Genomic DNA, 19,629 nt, shown 5'->3' with positions numbered 1-19,629 from the left:
GGCTGGGGGGCGGTGGCGCCGTGACGACCCGCGTGACGTCGGTGGTCGTCATGGCTCAGGCCTCCAGGCCGGCGCCGGAGCGGCTGCGGGCGATGATGATGCTGGCGACGAAGTTGGTGGTCAGGGTGAAGGCGAAGAGCACGAGCCCGGCCGCCAGCAACCCCGAGAGGGCCAGCCCACCCGCGCCGGCGTTGGTCGCGATGAAGCCCGCGATCGTGGAGCCGCCGTACTGGAAGATGTGGACCGCAGCGCTGGGCGCCTGCGGGAGCAGGAGCGAGACGGCGATGGTCTCGCCGAGGGCCCGGCCGAGGCCGAGCATCGAGCCACCGATGATGCCGCCGCTGCCGAAGGGGATGACCACCGCGCGCAGCATGCCCCACCGGGTCGACCCCAGCGCCAGGGCCGCCTCCTTCTCGCCCGAAGGCACCTGCATGAAGACCTCGCGCACGACCGACGTGATGATCGGCAGGACCATCAGCGAGACGACCAGGCCCGCGATGAAGTAGGACGAGATCAGGGGCGCCGTGTCATCCACCCGGAAGACCGGGATGAAGCCGAGGCGGGCCGCCAGCCACGACGTCACGGACGGCAGCAGCGGGGACAGGAAGGCGAAGCCCCAGAGCCCGTAGAGCAGGCTCGGCAGGGCGGCGAGCAGGTCGAGCAGGCCCATCATCGTGGCCCGCACCCGCCCCTGGGCCACGTCGGTGATGAACAGGGCCGTGAGGATGCTCACCGGGACGGCGATCACCACCGCGATGACGGCGACCACCACCGTGCCGATGAGCAGGCCCAGCACGCCGAGGACCGGCGGCTGCGACACCGTGAAGCTGACGGTGGAGAAGAACGACCACCCGCTGGCCGAGAGAGCCGGCCACGCCTGGCGCACCAGGAAGACCGCGATCAGGGTGAGCAGCGCGAGCACGACGACCCCGGAGGTCGTGGTGAGACCGGCGAAGACGCGGTCGGCACCCGACGGCCTGTCATCGGGCCGGCGACCGGCGTGCCTGGTGCGCGAAAACGTCCGCGAGGGAAGGGGAGTGGCAGCCACGATGGCTGAGTCTCCGGCCCTTCGAGGTCTCGCGGGGGCGTCGAAAGTGAACGCCCGATGACGTCACGGACAACCAGTGGCAACGGTGCACGCAACGTCCGGGCGCAGGGGGTCGTATGGGTCACGAGCGGCTTGACCACGTGTCGAGAACGCCCCCACCATGGCGGTGCGCCCCCTTGACGCAGGTGAGTCAGCGCGCCGTCCGACCCCTCCACGAAAGGGATCCCCGATGACACCTCGCGGTGCCATTTCTCTTGCCCGCACACGCGGCCCGAGGTCGCTCCTCGTCGTCGTGTCGCTCCTCGGGCTGGCGGCCGCGGGGGTGGTCGCACCCGTCGGTGCGGTGCACGCCGCGACGGTCGTCGCGCCCGCCGCCGCCGGCGAGACCACGACCTTCGCCGACCCCGCGAGAGGGAGCGCGCTCACGGTCGAGGTGACCCCGGGTGACTCCTCCACCTGGCGGCAGGGCGACATCATCACGGTCCACGTCAGCGGGATGACGCTCTTCTCCAAGCTGAAGATGATCGGCACGTGCCCGGCCGACATGCCCCCGGTGGGCGAGAAGCCCCCGACCGGCCGCCGGGACCAGCACGTCATCAACCCGGACCTGCTCTCCACCGCCTGCGGCAGCAGGTTCTCGACGGCCATCCCGGGCGGTGCCGACCTCACGGGTGACACTCCGGCCCTCTCGACGAGCGTCGTGGAGGCCTACGGCCGCAAGGACGGCACCCTGGACGTGAGCTTCCGGGTGGGCAGCGGCGAGCAGCAGAACACCGCCGCACCCATCTACTACTTCAACGACACCGGAGCCGAGACCCAGGGCAAGCTCACCTGCGACGAGACGCACCCCTGCGCGGTCGGGTTCGAGCTGGACCGAGGCGACGGGTCGTTCTTCTCCAACGTCTCGGACCTCGCGATCGCCCCGGCGAAGGCATCGAGCTTCGACACGGGCTCGTGCACCGGCCTGGATGCCGCGCAGACGCTGACCGCCATCGGCCCCGAGCGGTTGCAGACCCCGCTCTCGCTGCTCGACCGTGGCTTCTGCGGCACCCACACCTCACCGATCCCGGTCTCCTTCCTCTCCAGCGAGATCGGCGAGGCAGGACCCACCGGGGTCTCCACCGTGGGCACCACCGCCGACCTGGCCTTCATCGGGTCGCCAGCGCTCACCACGACACCGCTGACGGCCGGCCAGGTCGCGATCCCGATCGCCATCAACGCCGCTGCCGTCGGCCAGACGGGAGGCATCTCCTCGCCGTCGGTCACGGGGGGCCAGCTCGCCTACAACCCGGCGACGCTGCCGCGCATCAACCTGGCGCCGTCCGACGTCGCCGGGATCATCCTGCACAGCTATCCCACCGCCCCCTACGACTCCAACTCGCCGAACCCGTCCGTCAACCCGCTGGGCAGCAGCATCGCCGGGCGCCCGGGCAACGAGGGACTCGCGGGGTTCGACCCGGGCTACGCGGGCCTGCCGTTCGGTCAGGTGACGACGCCGGTCTACGGGGTCGGGCAGAACTCCGTCGCCGTCTCCCTCTCGGACTACCTGCTCTCGACGGCGGCCGGCTCCTGGGTCTACCCCGACAACGCCTACAACAGCCAGCTCAAGCGGGTGGGCAAGCCCGTGGGCGCACTGACGGCCTTCGACCCGCTCATCGACCTGGCTGACACCGCACCGCACCTGACCTCGCAGATGTCGTCCATCAACTCCGTCTACAGCGTGATGGCCACCAAGGACTCGCCGTTCTTCACGCTGCCCGAGGGCTTCACCTCGGTATGCCCGCTGTCCCTCGACCCGAGCCCCTTCGCGGGCAACCGGTGGGCCAAGAACGGCTGCGTACGCTTCGTCGTCCTCGACGCGGCCTCCGCCACCTCCGTCGGCCTCGACACCGCGGGCTTGGGGTCGGGCACCTCCGCCGACGCCTACGTCGCGCCCTCTGCCGACACCATGCGGGCCGCGGCGACCGCAGCCTCCGGCACCCTGGGCAGCAAGGGGTACTTCGAGACCACCGCCCCCGGCGCCTACCCCCTCACCTTCGTGGAGTACGCCGTGGTGTCGACCAACGCCCTCGTCGACGACGCCTGCGCGCCGCGGACCGCGCAGCAGAAGATGCTCCGGGACTTCCTGTCCTACACCACAACCAGCGGGCAGGCAGCACTGCCGGCCGGCCTGGCCGGGCTCACCCCGGACCTGGCCGCCCGGGCGAGCGCGGCCATCGCCAAGATCGGCACCACGACCGTGGCCCGCTGCACGAAGGCCCCTGCGCCGGCCACGACCCCGACACCCCGGGTGACACCGACGCCCCCGCCGCCGGTGGTCGACAACGGCGTGACCGGTGGTGGCTCCTCGGGTTCGGGGGGCGACGTGACGTCGGGCTCGCCGCCCGCGGCCGCGGGCGACGGCGCCTCGGGCGCCACCGGGAACACGGCCCTCGGCGACAACGCGAAGGAGAAGCCGGTCATCCTCGGCAGCAAGCAGGTCGCCCTCCAGGACGCCACCTTCTCCGGCGCGAGCGGCGCGTCCCCGGTGTCGGCGATGGTCGGTCTGCTCGTGCTGCTCGTGCTCGTGGGGGTGGGCGCCGCGTGGGCCGCCGGGGCCCTGGTCCTCCCTGGGCTGGGCAGCCGCGTCCCGCCGGGCTCGTCGACGGCGACCGGCGGTGGGCGATGACGATGGCCGAGGTCCGGCGCCGACCCGCCGACCACTCCGCCGACCACTTCGCCGGGGCCCGCCGCGCCCAGCCGTTGGTGGCCGCCGACGGCAGGGCACCCACCGACCTGCGCAGCTGGGCGGTCCGTGGCCTCGTGCTCCTCGTGCTGGTCGTCGCTGCCCTCGGCGTCGTGGCCTACCCGGTCGGCACGCTCTTCGAGTCGCGGTCGCAGGTGCAGCTCACCCGGGACCTCCAGCTGTCGGTCAACGAGGCCTACGGCGCCGCCAACGACAGCCTCGACGGTGCCGTGGCGCCCACGCGGGCGGTGCCGATCGGTGACCCCCTGGCCCTGCTGCAGATCACCCGGCTGCGTGAGCAGCAGGCCGTCGTCGAGGGGGCGAGCGCGTCCGTCCTGCGCGGAGGGGTCGGTCACGTGCCGGGCACTGCCGCGCCGGGGCAGCCGGGCAACGCGGTGCTCGTCGGTCGTCGCACGGCCTTCGGCGGCCCGTTCTCGTCGCTCGAGACGATGCACGCCGGCGACCCGATCATCCTGCAGACCACGCAGGGCAGGGTGGTCTACGTCGTCGAGAAGGTGACGCACGACCGGGTGTCCGACACGCTCTACGACCCCACGCCGACCGACCAGCTGACCCTCATCACGTCGGACAGCGCCCTGCCGTGGAACGCGACCCAGGCGACCATCGTCGTCGCCGCGCTGCGTGGCTCGGCCTTCGTGCCCACGCCGCAGAACGGCTTCTCGACCGAGCAGGACGGTCGTCACGGCGAGGCGTCGGCCTGGGCCCTGCTCGTGCTCGAGGCGCTCGCGCTCGTCGCCGGGGTGCTAGGCGCCGTCGTGGCCTATCGTCGCTGGTCGCGCTCGATGGCCTACCTCGTCACCACGCCCCCGCTGATCGCGCTCGTCGTCTTCACCGCGCTCACGGCCACGCGACTGCTCCCCGGGTGGGCCTGACCGGTGCGGGGGGCCGCATCCCTCCCCGGTGAGCCCGAGGTGGTCGTCGAGGGGAAGGCGCCCACGGTCTCGCCGGCCCGCTTCCAGGTCTACGTCAGCCCCACCAGGTGCTTCTGGCGTCTGATCGGGCGCAACAACCGGGCCTACGCCCGGTCGGCCGACCTGTCCGGAGCATTCGCCTCGGCGGAGGAGGTGCGGGACCTCGCCCTGCTGGCCGCACGGGTCGCGGCCGACGGGAACGTCGACCTGATGAGCACCCGCGGCCGAGAGTGGGAGTGGTCCCTCACGGTCGACGGGGTGACCCTCGCACGCTCCAACGGCACCTACGGTCGGCGGGTCGAGTGCCTGGCCAGCGTCGACCGGTTCCGCCTGGTCGCCCCGAGGGCGCCGGTGACCTTCGTCAGATTCATCAACCGGGAAGCCGTGCGCATCGCACCGTCTGCGTCGGTTGCGCGCTTTCGTCCCGGTCAGCCGCCCCAGACCAGTTGACGGACGCGACCAGGTGGCGGGGCGGCCACGGGCTGGACATCGGGCGTTAACCCTGACCGGCCAACGGAGTTCACCACTCACTGGCCCACTTGTCCCGGCGGCAGGAGCCGCCCCCACCGCGATCTTGAAGAGGAAACCCTCATGCGCTCCATTCGTATGACGATGCTGACGACAGCGGCTGTTGCGGCTGCTGTCGCCGTCGTCGGCGTCGCCCCCGCCATCGCCCTCCCGAAGTCCGACAAGGTCGCCGACACCCTGACCTTCGTCGGCTCCGACACGACCCAGTTCTTCGACGACGCCCTCTGCGCCGCGGTCAACAGCAACCTCAAGGGCGACAACCCGAAGCCCACCACGGGCACCAAGGACACCTGCGTCAACGTCCACGCCTTCGCGGCCCCCGGTGACCCGGTCACGGTCACGGCTCCCGCCGACGCCTACAGCCCGGCCTGCACGTGGTTCATCACGCCGAACCTCGCGCCGACCGGCGCCACCTGCGCCAGCGGCGGCCAGGAGACCGCGCCGACCGGATCGGGTGCCGGTGCCGCCCGCCTCGAGCTGAACCCCTCCGGCGACGCCTCGGTCGACGTCAGCCGCGCCTCGTCCTACCAGTGCAACTCGACGACCCGACCCAACCTCGAGTGCTACGATTACGGCCGTGACGCCGTCGGCTACGCCACCAAGAAGGGTGCCATCACCCTGACCACCGACCAGGTCAAGGGCATCTACACCTGCTCGATCACGAACTGGAGCTCCATCGCGGGCGCCGGCACGGGCACCATCGAGCGCTTCTTCCCGCAGGCCGGCTCCGGCACCGGGTCGTTCTTCGTCTCCAACTTCCTCGCCGGCGTCGACCCCCGCCTGAGCACCAGCTGCCCGGCCACCCAGGTCGCCGAGAACGACGGCACCCCGATCAGCGCCAACGGCATCGTGCCCTTCTCGGCCGGCGCCTTCATCGCCCAGGGCAACGCGGTCATCCCCGACTCGCGCAACGGCGTCAGCATCGGCAAGGTCAAGGTCGGCACCACCACCTACGCCCCCGTCTCCGGCAGCTCCGGCGCCTACAAGCCCAACACCTCGGCCTACAACGAGGGGTCGGCCTACCCGGGCGCCCGCTACATCTTCCACAACATCGACAAGACCGCGAAGTCCTACCTCGCGGCCAAGCGCTTCGTCGGCTTCGACGCGGCCGGCCAGAGCAAGCTCTGCGCCAACGCCTTCGCCACCACCCTGAAGAAGTACGGCTTCCTCCCGCTGGCCAAGCAGGCCACCACGGGTGCCTGCCGCCTCAACGTCGCCTTCTGAGCGCCCTCACCGGCAGCTCCCGACCCACCACGCATCGCCCCGTCCTGCCTCGGCAGGGCGGGGCGATCCGTCGTCCGGCTCTCGGCCCAGCGGTCCTAGCGGTCCTGGTCGTCCTGCCCGTCTTGCTCGTCGTCCTCCCGGTCATCCAGCCACGGCGGTGGGGGGCCGGGACTCAGGGCCGGGTCGTCCTCGGCGAGGGTCCGCACGGGGCCGGGCGTGGTCGTGGGTCCCTCGAACCGGACGGTGACGAGGCGACGACCCGAACCCCAGACCCACCCGGCCCCCAGCTCGTCGTGCACGACGTCCTGGCCCGGGCGCCACCGCCGGGTGGCCAGCGGGCCGTCGAGCGCAGCATCCGGGCTGGGGGAGGCCGGCTCGCTACCCACAGGTCTGCCCTGTTCCTCGCCCGGCGCGTCCACGACCGGGGGCTGTGGCACCGGTGGGTCGTCGGTGAAGAGCTCGGTCTGGACGAAGTCGCGCAGACCGGAGACCCCGACCCCGAGCAGGCGCACCCCGCCCTCGGTGGGGGCCAGGGCCAGCAGGCGGCGAGCGGTGGAGGCGATGACGTCGACCTCGTCGCTGGCCTGGGCGAGCGTGGCCGAGCGGGTGGCGGTGGTGAAGTCGTGGCGACGCACCTTCAGGGTGACCGTGCGGCCCGCCGTACCGGCATCGCGCAGGCGGTGCGCGACCCGGGCTGCGAGGCGGTCGATCTCGGCGTGGAGTCGCGGCACGGCGGTGACGTCGACAGCGAAGGTGTCCTCGGCCGAGACCGACTTGGCCTCGCGGTGCGGCTCGACCACCCGGTCGTCCTGGGCCCGCGCCAGCCGGTGCAGCCCGCCGCCGTGGGAGGTGCCGAAGAGCTGCACGAGGGTCGAGGGCTCGACGAGGTAGAGGTCGCCGACGGTCGCCACGGAGATGGAGCGCAGCTTCTGCTCGGTGGCCGGCCCCACGCCCCCCAGCCGGGTGACGGGCAGCGGGTGGAGCATCTCGAGCTCACCCCCCGCCGCGACCACCGTCTGGGCGTCGGGCTTGCGCAGGTCCGAGGCCGTCTTGGCCACCAGCTTGCTGGTGCCGATGCCCACCGACGCCGTGACCCCGCCGGTCGCGACCGCCACCCGTTCGCGCAGGTCGCGCGCGAGGCGCTCGAGGCCCCGTGGCGACAGGTCGTGCCCGCCGGCGGCCAGGTCGACGTAGGCCTCGTCGATGCTGACCTGCTCGACCAGGGGTGACAGCCCGGCCAGCAGCGCCATGACCACGCCCGAGGTCGTGCGGTAGGCCTCGAACCGGGGCGAGAGGTAGGCCGCACCGGCCGGCAACAGCCGCCGGGCCTGCGCGGTCGCCATCGCCGAGTGCACCCCGAAGCGTCGGGCCTCGTAGGAGGCCGTCGCCACCACCCCGCGCCCGTCGACGCCCCCGACGACCACGGGACGACCCCGCAGGCTGGGCTTGTCACGCTGCTCGACGGCCGCGAAGAAGGCGTCGAGGTCGAGGTGCAGGATGCAGGCCACCGGGCGACCCGCAGGGGTCGTGGGCACCGTCACCGCTCCACGATGCCATGCACAGGGAGGGAGAGGTAAACCACAGGTAGTTCAGATCCCGGACGACTTGTGTCGCGAAGGACAGGGCGGACATACTGGGGTCACGACGCGCTCGCTCGAGGGACCCGTGGGGGGTGCCGAAGGGCGTGGGGCCGTGGGGGCTCCGTGTGTCGTCGAGGTAGCAGCAGTGGGTGGGGTTTGGGTCCCCGTGAGGGGGGTCGGGACCCCACCCATCCCTGTCTGCGTCAAGAACGCGTGAAGACGCTGGACGGGTCATCCCCCGCGGGGCTCCCATGAGGGTATGGACCGCCTGCAGACCCGCCCCGACCGCCGCCCCTGGCTCCTGCTCCTCGCCGCCGTCACCCCGCTCGTCGTGGCTGGACTCCTCTCGCTCGTGCGCGACCAGGTGAGCGCGGCCGGAGCGGTCCTGGTGCTCGTCCTCGTCGTCGTGGGTGCGGCCAGCACCGGAGACCGGATGGGGGGCCTGCTCGCCGCTGCGTCGGCCGGCCTCTTCTTCGACACCTTCCTCACCCGTCCCTACGGCACCCTAGCGATCAGCAACCGCGACGACGTCGAGGCCTTCGTGCTGCTCGTGCTCGTCGGTGTCGCCGTGACGGAGGTGGCTCTCTGGGGTCGCCGCCAGCAGGCGCGCGCGAGCCGCATCCACGGCTACCTCGACGGCGCGCTCGCGGCCGCCGAGGTCGTCGCGGGCAGCGTCGCGAGCGACGGGAGCGGGGGCACCTCTGGCCCCGACGCCCTCGTCCGCGTCGTGACCGGCGAGCTCACCGACCTGCTCCGCCTCGACGACTGCCGGTGGGAGCCCGGGGTGGCCGTGGCCCGCCGCACGACGGTCGAGCCCGACGGCAGCGTGCTCCGGGCCGGGCGCCCCTTCGACGTGGCGCGGCACGGCCTGCCCACCGACGACGAGACCGCGCTCCCGGTGCGGGTGGGTGGCGTCGTCACCGGCACCCTGCTGCTCGTCACCGCGACCCGGGTGCGGCGTCCCGCGCCGGAGGAGCTGCGGGTCGCCGTGCTGCTCGCCGACCAGCTCGGCCGGGCCCGGGTGGGAGCCGGGCCGGCTCGGTAGCCCGGCCCGGCTCGGTAGGCTGACGGGCATGCCTGGCGCGACCGACCCACTGCTCGCGACCACCGAGGCCGAAGGGGTCCGGGCCGACCGCACGACCCGCGCGGTGAGGGCGACGTACGCCTCCTTCATCGTCTGCGGTTTCGCCATGGCGAGCTGGGCCGCCCGTATCCCGCAGGTGCGGGACGAGCTCGGCCTCAGCCCGAGCGCGCTGGGGCTGGTGCTGCTCGCCATCGCGGCCGGCTCGATCGTCGCCCTCACCGCCGCGGGCACCCTCGTCGGGCGCCTCGGGTCGCAGCGGGTCGTCGCCACCATGGCGTGGATCCTCGGTGCCGGCCTGCTCGGTGTCGCCCTCGGCTACCGCTGGGGGGTCGTGCCCCTGGTCGCCGCGCTCGTCGTCTTCGGCTTCGCCATAGGTGCGTGGGACGTCGCGATGAACGTGCAGGGCGCGCTGGTCGAGCGCGCCCTCGGCCGCTCGATCATGTCGCGCTTCCACGCCGGGTGGAGCGTGGGCACCGTCGTGGGGGCCCTGCTCAGCGCGGCCCTGGTCGCCCTGCACGTGCCGGTCTCGGTCCACCTCGCCGCGGTGGCCGTGCTCGTCGTGGCGCTGGTGCCCGTGAGGGTCCGGGGCTTCCTGCCCGACGACCACGGGGTCCCCGAGGCCACGCACGCCCAGCCCGACCGCACCCTCTGGGCGGCCTGGCGCGAGCCGCGCACGGTGCTGATCGGGGTCTTCGTCCTCGCCTTCGCCTTCGCCGAGGGCACCGGCAACGACTGGATCGCCGTGGCGGCGATCGACGGCTACGGGCTCTCGCCGGCGGTCGGCACCCTCGGATTCGCCCTCTTCCTCGCCGCGATGACGGCTGGTCGGTGGGTCGGGCCCGACCTGCTCGACCGCCACGGACGGGTGCTGATGGTGCGCGTCACGGCCGGTATCGCGGTCGTGGGGCTGCTGCTCTTCGTCTTCGCCGGGCACCCGGCGCTCGCCTTCGTCGGCGCGGTGCTGTGGGGGCTGGGTGCGTCGCTCGGCTTCCCGGTCGGGATGAGCGCCGGCGCCGACGAGCCTCAGCATGCCGCGAGCCGGGTCAGCGTCATCGCCTCCATCGGCTACGTCGCCTTCCTCGGCGGGCCCCCGCTGATCGGCTTCCTGGGCGACCAGGAGGGGGTGCTCAAGGGCCTGACCGTGGTGGCCGCCCTCATGGCCCTGGCGATTCTCGTCTCGGGGGCGATACGCCCCCCGGAGCCACGCCGCTAGACCCAGCTGGGGAACCACATGTGCGCGCGCCAGAAGTCCTGCGGCACCACCTGCGCGGTGTAGATCGGGTAGAAGAACGCGAAGAGCGAGACCGTGAGCACGCAGAAGAGCCCGGTGACGAGCAGGCCCACCTGACGGCGCTGACGGGTCGCTGTGGGCGGGCCGATGGCCAGGCCCAGCACGTAGGTGCAGGCGAGCACCACCCACGGCACGAAGGCGACGGCGTAGAAGCTGTAGATCGTGCGCTCCTGGAGCGCGAACCACGGCAGGTAGCCACCGACGAAGCCCGCGAGGATCGCGCCGGCCCGCCAGTCGCGACGGAGGGCCCACATGAAGACGAGCACCACCAGCGCGAGGGTGCCGCCCCACCAGACCGACACGGTGCCGATCGAGGTGATGGCCTTGGAGCAGACCTCGACCGTGCAGCCGTCCATGCCCTTCTTCGGCCCCTCGTAGAAGAACGAGGTCGGTCGACCCTGGATCATCCAGCTCCAGGGGTTGGTCTTGTAGGGGTGGTCGGACTCCAGGTGGATGTGGAAGTCGAGGATCTGGGCGTGGTAGTTCCACCACGAGCGCACGGAGCCCGGGATCCAGCCCCACCTCTGCGAGCCGTGGGTGTCGGCCCAGTGCCGGTTGTAGCCGGTGCTGGTGGCGAACCAGCCCCACCAGCTGAGGCCGTAGACGACCGCGGTCGTCACCACCAGCTGCGCGAAGGCCTGGGGCGCGTCGCGCACCAGCCACGCGACCTTCCAGCCGGGTATGCCGGCCGTCCGGCGGGCGCCGAGGTCCCACAGGACGGTCATCAGGCCGAAGGCCACGACGAAGTAGAGCCCCGACCACTTGGTGCCGGTCGCGAGACCGAGGCTGATGCCCGCCACCCACCGCCACGGCCGCCACCCCATCGACGGGCCGAAGCGGGTCAGCTGCGAGCGGGGGACCTGCCCCACCCTTTGCGCCAGGACGGCGCGCGAGTGGTCGCGGTCGATCAGCAGGGCGCAGAACGCGCCGAAGCCGAAGAACATGACGATCAGGTCGAGCAGCCCCGTGCGCGAGTGCACGAAGTGGTGACCGTCGAAGGCGAGCAGGATCGCGGCGACCGTGCCGAGCAGGGAGGAGCCGAACATCCGGCGGGCCGCCCGCCCGACCATCAGGATCGACAGGGTGCCGAGCACGCACACCGAGAAGCGCCAGCCGACGCTGTTGGTGATGCCGAAGAGCTGCTCGCCCCAGCCGATCAGCCACTTGCCGACCGGTGGGTGGACCACGAGGTCGCCGACCGTCGGGTCGTAGACGGTGCTGACCCGGCCGGCGGTGAAGTTCTGGTCGATCTGCTTCGCTGCCTCGAGTGCGGGGTCGTTCTTCATCTCGACGCCGAAGAGGATCATCGACCAGCCCTCTTTGACGTAGTACGTCTCGTCGAAGACCAGCTGGTGGGGGTTGCCGAGGTTCCAGAAGCGCAGGAAGCCGCCGATGGCGGCGACGACGAGCGGCCCGAGCCAGCCGAGCAGCCGGTCGCCCGGCGGGGTGCCGAGCAGGCGCGCCCGCAGGCGCGCCGTCCGGGCTGGGGGGCTGTGGCGGGAGGACCCGGCCTCCTCGTCGGGCGGCGAGGTGCGCTCGAGGGTCACTGCAGCCACGTGAGGTGGTCCTTCAGCAGGGTGTAGCCGACGAAGGCGACGACATCGAGGATGGTGTGGGCGACGACGAGGGGCCCGACGCGCCGCCACCGCAGGTAGACCAGCGAGAAGACCACCCCCATGACGGCGTTGCCGACGAAGCCGCCGAACCCCTGGTAGAGGTGGTAGCTGCCGCGCAGCAGGGACGAGGCGGCGACGACCACGGGCACCCGCCAGTCGAGCTGCCGCAGCCGGGTGACGAGGTAGCCGACCACGATCACCTCCTCGAGCACGGCGTTCTGGATGGCCGACAGCACCAGCACGGGGATGGTCCACCAGGCCCCGCCGAGGTTGGCCGCCGCGACCTGGGTGTTGAGGCCGAGGGCGCGGGCCACGACGTAGAGCCCCAGACCGGGCAGGCCGATGAGCGCGGCGAGGCCGACCCCTCCGGCGACATCGAACCGGGGGCGGCGCAGGTCGAGACCGAGGAAGCGGCTCGGTGACCAGCGACCCTCGGCGACCGCCGGAACCGGCGGCTCGGCGCGGCGCAGCAGGTAGAGGGCGGCGGCGACGGGCACGAGGGCGACGGCATACCCCGTCAGCTGGTAGGCGAGGTCGAGCCACGGGCGGTCGGGGGTGACCGAGCTGTTGAGCGTCGAGGTCTGCTGCGCCAGCGCGACGGCCTTGGTGAGCCGGTCGATGATGGCGAGCACCGCATAGACCCCCGACGCGCCGAGGGACAGGCCGAGGACGACGAGCACCTCGCGGCGCAGCAGGGGGCGGCGGGCGGCGGGCACCGGGGCCGGGCCGCGCTCGGGCAGCCCTCCGGCACCCACCTCGGGAGCCGGGTCGGCCGTGACAGACATGGGCGAGACTCTAATTGGCCGCGCTGGGTGTCGCGGGCACCGGGCCGAGCAGCAGCGGCATCAGGCCGTGGACCTGGTCGGCGAGGGTCGTCATGACGGTCTCGTCGCCCGCCGTGAAGCCCAGCAGGGCCTGCTGGAAGAGGCCGTCGAGCATCCCGTATGCCGCGTCGGGCCCGGCCAGCACCGGCCGGCCGCAGAGCTCGCCGTAGCGGCTGACCACCCGCCAGATCATCTCCTCGAGGGTGCGGTCGATCATCGTCACCGCCTCGCGCAGCGACTGCTCGAACATGCTCTGGCTGCGCAGGTCGTACCACAGCCGGTGCATCGGGGCCTCGTCGCGCAGGGTCTGCACGAGGGTGGCCGCGAAGCCGTCGAGCAGCTCGTCGGCGGTGACCGAGTCGCGCACGACAGCGTCGTAGCGGTGTACGCAGCGGGCCTTGTAGTGGCGCACGCAGTAGACGATGAGCTCGAGCTTGTCGTGGAAGTAGTAGTGGACGACACCGTGGCTGAAGGCCGAGTTGGCCGCGATCTCGCGCAGGCTGGAGCGGGCGTAGCCGAGCTCACCGAGGGTCGTCAGGGCCGACTCGGCCAGCTGGTCGCGGCGCTCGTCGAAGCGGTCGGTGGGGCGCCGGGCGCGCGCCGCTGTCGGCGCCGTGGGGGTGGCGGTCATGGGTGCTCCTCGCGGTTCGACCCCGATCGTCCCACGCCGGGACGACGTTCAGGCTGGCTCTGACAACTGTCCAGAGAAGTCTTGACACTCGTCAAGCACCCGTGCCACCGACGGTCCGGGTCCAACGGCGCAGGGCTCGCCGTCGACGGCGGGGTGGGGATGTGACGATGAGCGACACCAGCGGCGCCGGTGCTGAAGTCGCAGATCAGGGCGTCGCTGCTGGAGCCCCGGGAGGGGCCCACGGGGTGAGCCACGGCGTCGCCGGCCAGCCCTCGCGGCCGGCGAGCAGCTCGTACATGGTCGCGCCGTCGATCGACTCGCGCACGATGTCGGCGTGCCCGGCGTGCCGGGCAACCTCCTCGATGAGGTGGAACCACACCCAGCGCACCGACCACGCCTCGACGTCCCGGGGGAACCACGGGGCGTCGCGGGGCACGGGCACCGGCGTGTCGAGGTCGAGCTCGTCGACGAGGGCCTCGGTGCGCGCGGTCATCGCGTCGAAGGCGGACATCAGGTCGGAGAGGGTCTCGCCGTGCGGGTCCCAGTCGCTGCCGTAGGCGGCGGCCGCCTCCTCGAGCGGCCGGGCGTCGGACACGTGGGGTGCCGGGGCGGCAGTGGCCCGGCGCACCCAGGCGGTCTCCATGACGGTCAGGTGCCTGAGCAGCCCGGCGATGGTGATGGCGCTCGTGGAGGGAGCGCTGTGCGCCTGCTCGTCGGTGAGGCCGTAGGCGGCGCCGCGCACGCCGTCGTGCTGCTGGGCCAGGAAGGCGCGCAGGGCGGCCTTCTCGGTGGGGACGGGCGGCGGCATACCGGGCATGGCTGGTCCTTCGTCTGGAGGAGGGGCGGAGCCACCCTCCCGCACCCGCGCCTGGGTGGCCAGACAATCACCCCCTTCCGCCGCCCGGGGGTGATTCTTTGATACCTCAGGGCGCGTCCGAGCACCCGGAGGCGCGGGGATCAGCTGAGGACGTCCTTGCGCCGGAAGATCGTGTAGCCGAGGCCGACGAAGACGGTGGTCCACAGCAGCGACCACACGGTGCCGTGGCGCAGGCCCGACCAGTCGACGCTCGGTGTGAGCAGGTCGAACCAGGCGCGTTGGTAGTACATCGGCAGGCCGTTGCGCAGCGACCCGAGGTTGTCGATCTGCCCGAGGATGGCCGAGACGATCGTGACCATCACCGCGCCCCCCACGGCCCCGAGCGGGGCGTCGGTGCGCACGCCGAGGGCGAAGGCGATGGCCCCGACCTGCAGCAGGGTGATGACGAGGAAGACGGCGATGCCGACGAACCTCCAGCCCAGCACCTCCCAGCCGAGGGTGCCACCGGCCGGGTTGGTGAAGGTGCCCCAGCCGTAGAACACCCCGCCGACCAGCAGCGACCAGGCGACCAGTAGCGCCACCGCGCAGGCCGTCGTGGCCAGGGCGACGACGAGCTTGCTGGTGAGCAGGCGGGCCCGTGGCACCGGGGCGACGAGCAGGTAGCGCAGGGTCGCCCACGACGCCTCCGACGGCACGGTGTCGCCGACGAACAGCGCGGCCAGCACCACGAGCAGGAAGGAGGCCGACGCCGAGATCGCGAAGACGGCGAAGTTCGCGGCGTTCGCCGTGGCCAGCGAGACGAAGCTCGTGGTGGTGGTGGGGTTCGACGAGCTGGGGCTGGACCCGCCGATGGCGAAGGCGCCGACGACGACGAGGGGCAGGGCCAGGATGAGCGCGAAGGACCACAGCGTGCGGCGTCGGCGCAGCTGCCGACCCAGCTCGGCCCGCCAGGTCAGGGGTCGACGGGGCCGGTGGCCGGTGGTGGGTGCGGCGCTCATCGGGCCCGCACCTGACGCAGCCGGTCGGTGAGCGAGGCGGAGTCTCCGCCGTCCGGCTCGTCACCGCCCGGCACCCCCCCTGCAGCGGCCGCGATCACGCCGAGGAAGACCTCCTCGAGGTGCTTGCGGCTGCTCACCCCGACGACGTCGAGCCCGGCGTCGGTCGCGGCCCGCACGACGTCGGCCCGGGGCAGGGTCGCCGTCGTCACGAGCCGGGTGGTCGCGCCGTCGTCGGTGGCCTCGACGGTCGTCACGCCGGTGGTGGCGCGCAGCCGGGCCACGGCCTCGCGGACCGGCTCACCCGTCGGGACCCCGTCCCGGGCGGACTCGTCGTGGGACAGCACCTCGAGCACCGTGGTGTCGCTGCTGTCGACGAGCTCGGCGACGGTGCCGGTCGTCACCACGTGACCGGCGTGCATGACGACGACGTGGGTGCAGGTCATCTCGACCTCGGACAGGAGGTGGCTGGAGACGACGACGGTGCGGCCGGCGGCGGCATACCGCTGGAGGATGGGGCGCATGCCGGCGATCTGGGGCGGGTCGAGGCCGTTGGTCGGCTCGTCGAGGATGAGCAGCTCGGGCAGGCCGAGCATCGCCTGCGCGATGCCGAGGCGCTGACGCATGCCTTGGCTGTAGGAGCGCACCACGCGGTCGACGGCCCCGCCGAGGGCGGCGACGTCGAGCACCTCGTCGAAGGCGGCGTCGGCCCGGTCGCGGCCGGTCGCCGCCCAGTAGGCCTCGAGGTTCTGTCGGCCGGTGAGGTGCGGCAGGAAGCCGGGGCCCTCGACCAGCGCACCGACACGGCCCAGCACGGGCGAGCCGGCGGCGACCTGCTCGCCGAGCAGGTGCACCGTGCCGGAGTCGGCGCGGATCAGGCCGAGCACCATCCGCAGGGTCGTCGTCTTGCCGGCGCCGTTGGGGCCGAGCAGGCCCACCACCTGGCCACGCTCGGCCCGCCACGAGACGTCGTCGACGGCGCGGTGCCCGTCGGAGTAGGTCTTGACCAGGTGCTCGACGACCAGCGGGGTGTCGGCGAGGTCGGGGCGCGCGGCGACGGCGCGTCGTCGGTGGCGGCGCCACAGCGCCGATCCCGCGAGGGCCAACAGCACGACCGAGATGGCCGCCAGGACACCGACCGTCTCCGGGTCGGAGCCGGTCGACCCGCTCTGCCCGGCGAGGGGGCTGGCGGCCACCTCGGGCAGCCGCAGGTCGGAGACGCCGACCTGGTCGGTGCGCGAGACGCGGGGCGCGGCATAGGTCGAGTCGGTCGAGGTGACCAGCACGCGCAGGCTGCTGCCCTGCGGCACCACCCAGGTCGCGGCGGCCAGGGTGACGTCGACCGCGACGGCCTGGCCGGGGGTCGTCGCCACGGTGACGGGGGCCACGACCTGGCGGGGCAGCGTGACCGTGCCCCCCGTGACCTGCCACAGGCTGAGGAAGAGCGTGCTGCTCGTGCCGCTCGAGCGCACCAGCAGCCGCACCCGGGGCGACCCGACGATGGTGAGCCCCTGGGGCAGGGCGGCGGTGTCGAAGGCGGCGGACTGCCCACCCAGCGCGGCCAGCGGGTAGGACGGCAGGGTGCTGGCCAGGGCACCGCTCACCGGCAGCAGCGTCGTCGACGCCGGCTGGCCGCCGGGCGGGTTGAGCAGGGGCTTGGACGTCGCGTCGATCGGCACGGTCACCGAGGTCGCGGCCCGGTCGTATGGAGCGTCGGTCCCCGACAGCACCGCCGCCGTCTGGCGCGCCGCGAGCGGCTGGGCGAAGACGAAGGAGGGCAACGGCATGGGGCTGTCGGCGACGGGCTTGGTGGTGCCCCCGACGTAGTGGTCGAGCCAGGTGCGGATGGCGGCGGTGTCGGAGTCGGCGGTGCTGCTGATGCCGTCGTGACCGCCGTCCATCCAGCGCACCGAGACCGGGGTGCCCTGTGCGGCAAGGCTGGTGGCCGTCGCGTCGGCCTGGCCGATGCCGAAGAGGCTGTCGTGCATCCCCTGCACCAGCAGGGTCGGGGCCGTGAGGCCGGCCAGCAGCGGCTTCGGGCTGTGCGCGCGCATGAGGGCCAGCAGCTCGGGGCTGGCGTCACCCGTGGCCGAGGCCTGGAGGAAGAGCCGGCACACGGTCGGGTCGAAGCGGCCGCAGGAGGGGTCGACACCCTGGCCGGCGGCCACGGTGCCGACGAAGAACCGTGAGGCCCACAGCTGCTTGAAGGGGCCCGTCGTGGCCGACCCGGTCACGGCGGCGGGCGACGTGCCGGCGGTCGGGGCCGGGGCGGTCGAGGTGGTCGGCTGGGGAGCGGTGGCGTTCTGGGGGAAGAACGAGTCGGCGAGGTCGTTCCACGTGATGGAGGCGGCCACCGCGTCGATGCGCGGGTCGGTGGCGCCGAGCATCAGCGCGAGCGCGCCGCCGTAGGAGCCTCCGACCACCCCGACCCGGGCGTCGCCCGGTGCGTCGAGGCGCACCTCGGGCCGGGCGGCCAGCTGCGACAACAGGACTCGCGCGTCAGCGACTTCATATGCCGGGTCGTCGAGGTGGATGCGGCCGCCCGAGGCGCCGAAGCCGCGGGCGCTCCAGGTGACCGCGACGTAGCCCCCGCGGGCCAGCTCCTTGGCCTGCTCGGCGAGGTCGCCCTTGCTCCCGCCGAACCCGTGGGCGAGCAGCACGGCGGGGTGGTCGGTGCCCGCCGCGGGCTCGTAGACCGACACGTCGAGCGAGACGGTCGACCCGTCGGGCTCGGCGCCCACCGCCACCTTCGCGGTCTCGGTGCGGATCGCCGTCTCGGCCCCGGCCGGGGCGGCGGCGACGGTCACGATCGCCGTGGTGGCGAGCGGGGCGAGGAGCAGCGCCAGGGATGCCACGAGGGCCGTCCTGCGCGCTGCCCAGCTGGTCGTGCGCGCGGGTCTGGCCATGGGCAACGGTAACCCGCTGACCGAGACGTCCGCCGATGAGGTCGGGCGGCTCGGGGAGCGGGCTCAGAAGCCCGCGGCGGCGGCGATGCGGTGGGTCGTGCGGAAGGCGGCGTCGAGCTCGGCGACGGCGCCGGGCAGGATCTCGGCGATCCGCCCGGCCTCGAGCATCCGGGCCAGCCGCCGACCACCGAGGTAGGCCGCCCCGAGGTCCGCGACGTCGAGCCGCACTCCTGCCGAGTCGTCGGTGCGGGTCGCTGCGCCCACCCCGTCGTCGCCCACGGCCAGCCGCCAGCGGCCGGCGTTGGTGGGCACCCGTTCGTCGGTCACCTCGAGCACGACGTCGCAGGCGCGGGCGTAGCCGCGGGTGGCAAGGGCCGTGGTCAGGTCGGCGAGGCGCAGCCAGAGGGAGTCGACGGTGCCGCCGGCGAGACCACGGGCCGGTGCGGCCCAGTCGAAGAGCACGTCGTCCGGCCCGACGGTGCGCATCGTCAGCGTCGTCGTCAGGTCGAGGTCGAGCAGCCGGCGCAGCAGCGCGAGACGCACCGCGGGCTCGCCGTCGACCACCCAGGCGTCGACCGACCCGGCCGGCAGGTCGTGCTCCCACTTCGGCCTGCGGCGCAGGACCGCGAAGCCCACGTCGACGCCGTCGCGCACGGCGACCAGGGCCCGGCGCGGCTCGGTGTCGCGGACGGTCTGCGGGGTGTCGGTGAGGAAGTGCCTGACCGTGCGCTCGGGCAGGGCGACGGCGCCCATCGCGGTGGCCGACAGGGTCTGAAGCATCCGGTGGAGCCGGCCGGCGACGTCGACCGCGTCGTGGAGCCGGGTCTGCACGAGGGCCGCCGCCTCGTCGAGCTGGGGCGCGGTGAGGGTCGCGCCGTGAGCCAGGGTGGCCGTGAGCTGGAGGGATGCGACGCCATACCCATGACGGCCGTAGATGGCGGTCTCGCTCGCGTGCAGGGCTGACAGACCCGACCAGTCGCCCTCGCGAGTGAGCCCGAGGTGGTGGCCCATCATCGCGGTGAGCACGCCGCGACGGCGAGCGTCGGGGTGCACCCCGACCCAGGTCAGGCCGTTGACCGGCACCTGCCGCAGGGTGTCGAGCGGGCCGGGCACGGTGACCTGCAGGGGGTAGGTGCCGTAGATGCCGGCGTAGCAGCGTGGGTCGATGCCGAGGTCGCCCGGGTCGCCCGGCCCGCCTGGGTCAGGGCGCAGCTGAGCGGCGTAGCGGTCGCCCGGGGCGAGGACGGCGACCGAGTCGGCCACCGGCTCGAGCGGCGGCTCCTGGAACCAGGTCAGCAGGTCGGATCGCAGGAATCTTTCCTCGTCGTCTGCGACGTCGACGACGACGGAGGGGCGAGGCGTCGGCGTGTCCATGACCCCAGGCAAGCGGAAGTCTGGCCCGCGCGCAAAGCATTTGCGGTGGCGACG

The 19,629-nt window shown here is 73.0% G+C and carries 15 protein-coding genes; 6 read left to right on the top strand and 9 right to left on the bottom strand.

Annotation, left to right across the window (positions count from 1 at the left end; all coding sequences use genetic code 11):
• Positions 1–55: 55 nt before the first annotated feature.
• Complete coding sequence (gene pstC, locus V3N99_06220) at positions 56–1,048, bottom strand: phosphate ABC transporter permease subunit PstC (protein ID MEO3936342.1); 993 nt, start codon at positions 1,046–1,048, stop codon at positions 56–58.
• Positions 1,049–1,277: 229 nt separating this feature from the next.
• Between pstC and V3N99_06215 the strand changes: the two genes are divergently transcribed.
• From V3N99_06215 to V3N99_06200, 4 genes are all read left to right on the top strand, one after another.
• On the top strand, positions 1,278–3,716 hold the full coding sequence (locus V3N99_06215) for a hypothetical protein (GenBank protein MEO3936341.1): 2,439 nt from the start codon (positions 1,278–1,280) through the stop codon (positions 3,714–3,716).
• Positions 3,717–3,718: 2 nt separating this feature from the next.
• On the top strand, positions 3,719–4,666 hold the full coding sequence (locus tag V3N99_06210) for a class E sortase (protein MEO3936340.1): 948 nt from the start codon (positions 3,719–3,721) through the stop codon (positions 4,664–4,666).
• 3 nt (positions 4,667–4,669) lie between these two features.
• Positions 4,670–5,155 carry a hypothetical protein gene (locus V3N99_06205; GenBank protein ID MEO3936339.1) on the top strand — a complete coding sequence of 162 codons (486 nt, stop codon included), beginning with the start codon at positions 4,670–4,672 and terminating at the stop codon, positions 5,153–5,155.
• Positions 5,156–5,296: 141 nt separating this feature from the next.
• The gene (locus V3N99_06200; GenBank protein MEO3936338.1) at positions 5,297–6,457 is read left to right on the top strand and encodes a substrate-binding domain-containing protein; all 1,161 of its coding nucleotides are present in this window, start codon (positions 5,297–5,299) and stop codon (positions 6,455–6,457) included.
• A 95-nt stretch (positions 6,458–6,552) separates the two neighbouring features.
• On the opposite strand, the gene V3N99_06195 is transcribed toward V3N99_06200, so the two are convergent.
• Positions 6,553–7,998 (bottom strand): DNA polymerase IV, encoded by a 1,446-nt coding sequence (locus V3N99_06195; GenBank protein ID MEO3936337.1) that lies wholly within the window; start codon positions 7,996–7,998, stop codon positions 6,553–6,555.
• A 298-nt stretch (positions 7,999–8,296) separates the two neighbouring features.
• Here V3N99_06195 and V3N99_06190 point away from each other — a divergent pair, with 298 nt between their 5' ends.
• Positions 8,297–9,082 (top strand): DUF4118 domain-containing protein, encoded by a 786-nt coding sequence (locus V3N99_06190; protein MEO3936336.1) that lies wholly within the window; start codon positions 8,297–8,299, stop codon positions 9,080–9,082.
• A gap of 28 nt (positions 9,083–9,110) precedes the next feature.
• Positions 9,111–10,334: an MFS transporter gene (locus V3N99_06185; GenBank protein MEO3936335.1), complete on the top strand. Its 1,224-nt coding sequence runs from the start codon at positions 9,111–9,113 to the stop codon at positions 10,332–10,334.
• Here V3N99_06185 and V3N99_06180 read toward each other — a convergent pair.
• From V3N99_06180 to V3N99_06150, 7 genes are all read right to left on the bottom strand, one after another.
• Positions 10,331–11,968, bottom strand: coding sequence for a phospholipid carrier-dependent glycosyltransferase (locus V3N99_06180; protein MEO3936334.1), 1,638 nt, complete (start codon positions 11,966–11,968; stop codon positions 10,331–10,333). The genes V3N99_06185 and V3N99_06180 overlap by 4 nt on opposite strands.
• A complete protein-coding gene (locus tag V3N99_06175; protein MEO3936333.1) occupies positions 11,956–12,813 on the bottom strand; it encodes a type II CAAX endopeptidase family protein in 858 nt (285 codons plus the stop codon). The genes V3N99_06180 and V3N99_06175 overlap by 13 nt, the downstream gene beginning before the upstream one ends.
• A gap of 10 nt (positions 12,814–12,823) precedes the next feature.
• Complete coding sequence (locus V3N99_06170; protein MEO3936332.1) at positions 12,824–13,483, bottom strand: TetR/AcrR family transcriptional regulator; 660 nt, start codon at positions 13,481–13,483, stop codon at positions 12,824–12,826.
• 205 nt (positions 13,484–13,688) lie between these two features.
• A complete protein-coding gene (locus V3N99_06165) occupies positions 13,689–14,300 on the bottom strand; it encodes a DinB family protein (protein MEO3936331.1) in 612 nt (203 codons plus the stop codon).
• Between the two features lie 140 nt (positions 14,301–14,440).
• Positions 14,441–15,298, bottom strand: coding sequence for an ABC transporter permease (locus V3N99_06160; GenBank protein ID MEO3936330.1), 858 nt, complete (start codon positions 15,296–15,298; stop codon positions 14,441–14,443).
• Positions 15,295–18,201 carry a CocE/NonD family hydrolase gene (locus V3N99_06155; GenBank protein ID MEO3936329.1) on the bottom strand — a complete coding sequence of 969 codons (2,907 nt, stop codon included), beginning with the start codon at positions 18,199–18,201 and terminating at the stop codon, positions 15,295–15,297. The genes V3N99_06160 and V3N99_06155 overlap by 4 nt, the downstream gene beginning before the upstream one ends.
• Positions 18,202–18,264: 63 nt before the next feature.
• On the bottom strand, positions 18,265–19,575 hold the full coding sequence (locus V3N99_06150) for a GNAT family N-acetyltransferase (GenBank protein MEO3936328.1): 1,311 nt from the start codon (positions 19,573–19,575) through the stop codon (positions 18,265–18,267).
• Between the last annotated feature and the right edge of the window lie 54 nt (positions 19,576–19,629).

It is taken from the genome of Dermatophilaceae bacterium Soc4.6 (assembly GCA_039889245.1).
GTDB lineage: Bacteria > Actinomycetota > Actinomycetes > Actinomycetales > Dermatophilaceae > Lapillicoccus.
The sequence above is the reverse complement of the archived record's forward strand: the minus strand, read 5'-3'. Positions and strand labels throughout refer to the sequence as shown.

Bases quoted from the DNA above. Each gene is read 5' to 3' on its own strand.
- V3N99_06215 (MEO3936341.1), top strand. From the start codon at position 1,278: ATGACACCTCGCGGTGCCATTTCTCTTGCCCGCACACGCGGCCCGAGG.
- V3N99_06210 (MEO3936340.1), top strand. From the start codon at position 3,719: ATGGCCGAGGTCCGGCGCCGACCCGCCGACCACTCCGCCGACCACTTC.
- V3N99_06200 (MEO3936338.1), top strand. From the start codon at position 5,297: ATGCGCTCCATTCGTATGACGATGCTGACGACAGCGGCTGTTGCGGCT.
- V3N99_06190 (MEO3936336.1), top strand. From the start codon at position 8,297: ATGGACCGCCTGCAGACCCGCCCCGACCGCCGCCCCTGGCTCCTGCTC.
- V3N99_06185 (MEO3936335.1), top strand. From the start codon at position 9,111: ATGCCTGGCGCGACCGACCCACTGCTCGCGACCACCGAGGCCGAAGGG.
- V3N99_06175 (MEO3936333.1), bottom strand. From the start codon at position 12,813: ATGTCTGTCACGGCCGACCCGGCTCCCGAGGTGGGTGCCGGAGGGCTG.
- V3N99_06170 (MEO3936332.1), bottom strand. From the start codon at position 13,483: ATGACCGCCACCCCCACGGCGCCGACAGCGGCGCGCGCCCGGCGCCCC.
- V3N99_06165 (MEO3936331.1), bottom strand. From the start codon at position 14,300: ATGCCCGGTATGCCGCCGCCCGTCCCCACCGAGAAGGCCGCCCTGCGC.
- V3N99_06160 (MEO3936330.1), bottom strand. From the start codon at position 15,298: ATGAGCGCCGCACCCACCACCGGCCACCGGCCCCGTCGACCCCTGACC.
- V3N99_06155 (MEO3936329.1), bottom strand. From the start codon at position 18,201: ATGGCCAGACCCGCGCGCACGACCAGCTGGGCAGCGCGCAGGACGGCC.
- V3N99_06150 (MEO3936328.1), bottom strand. From the start codon at position 19,575: ATGGACACGCCGACGCCTCGCCCCTCCGTCGTCGTCGACGTCGCAGAC.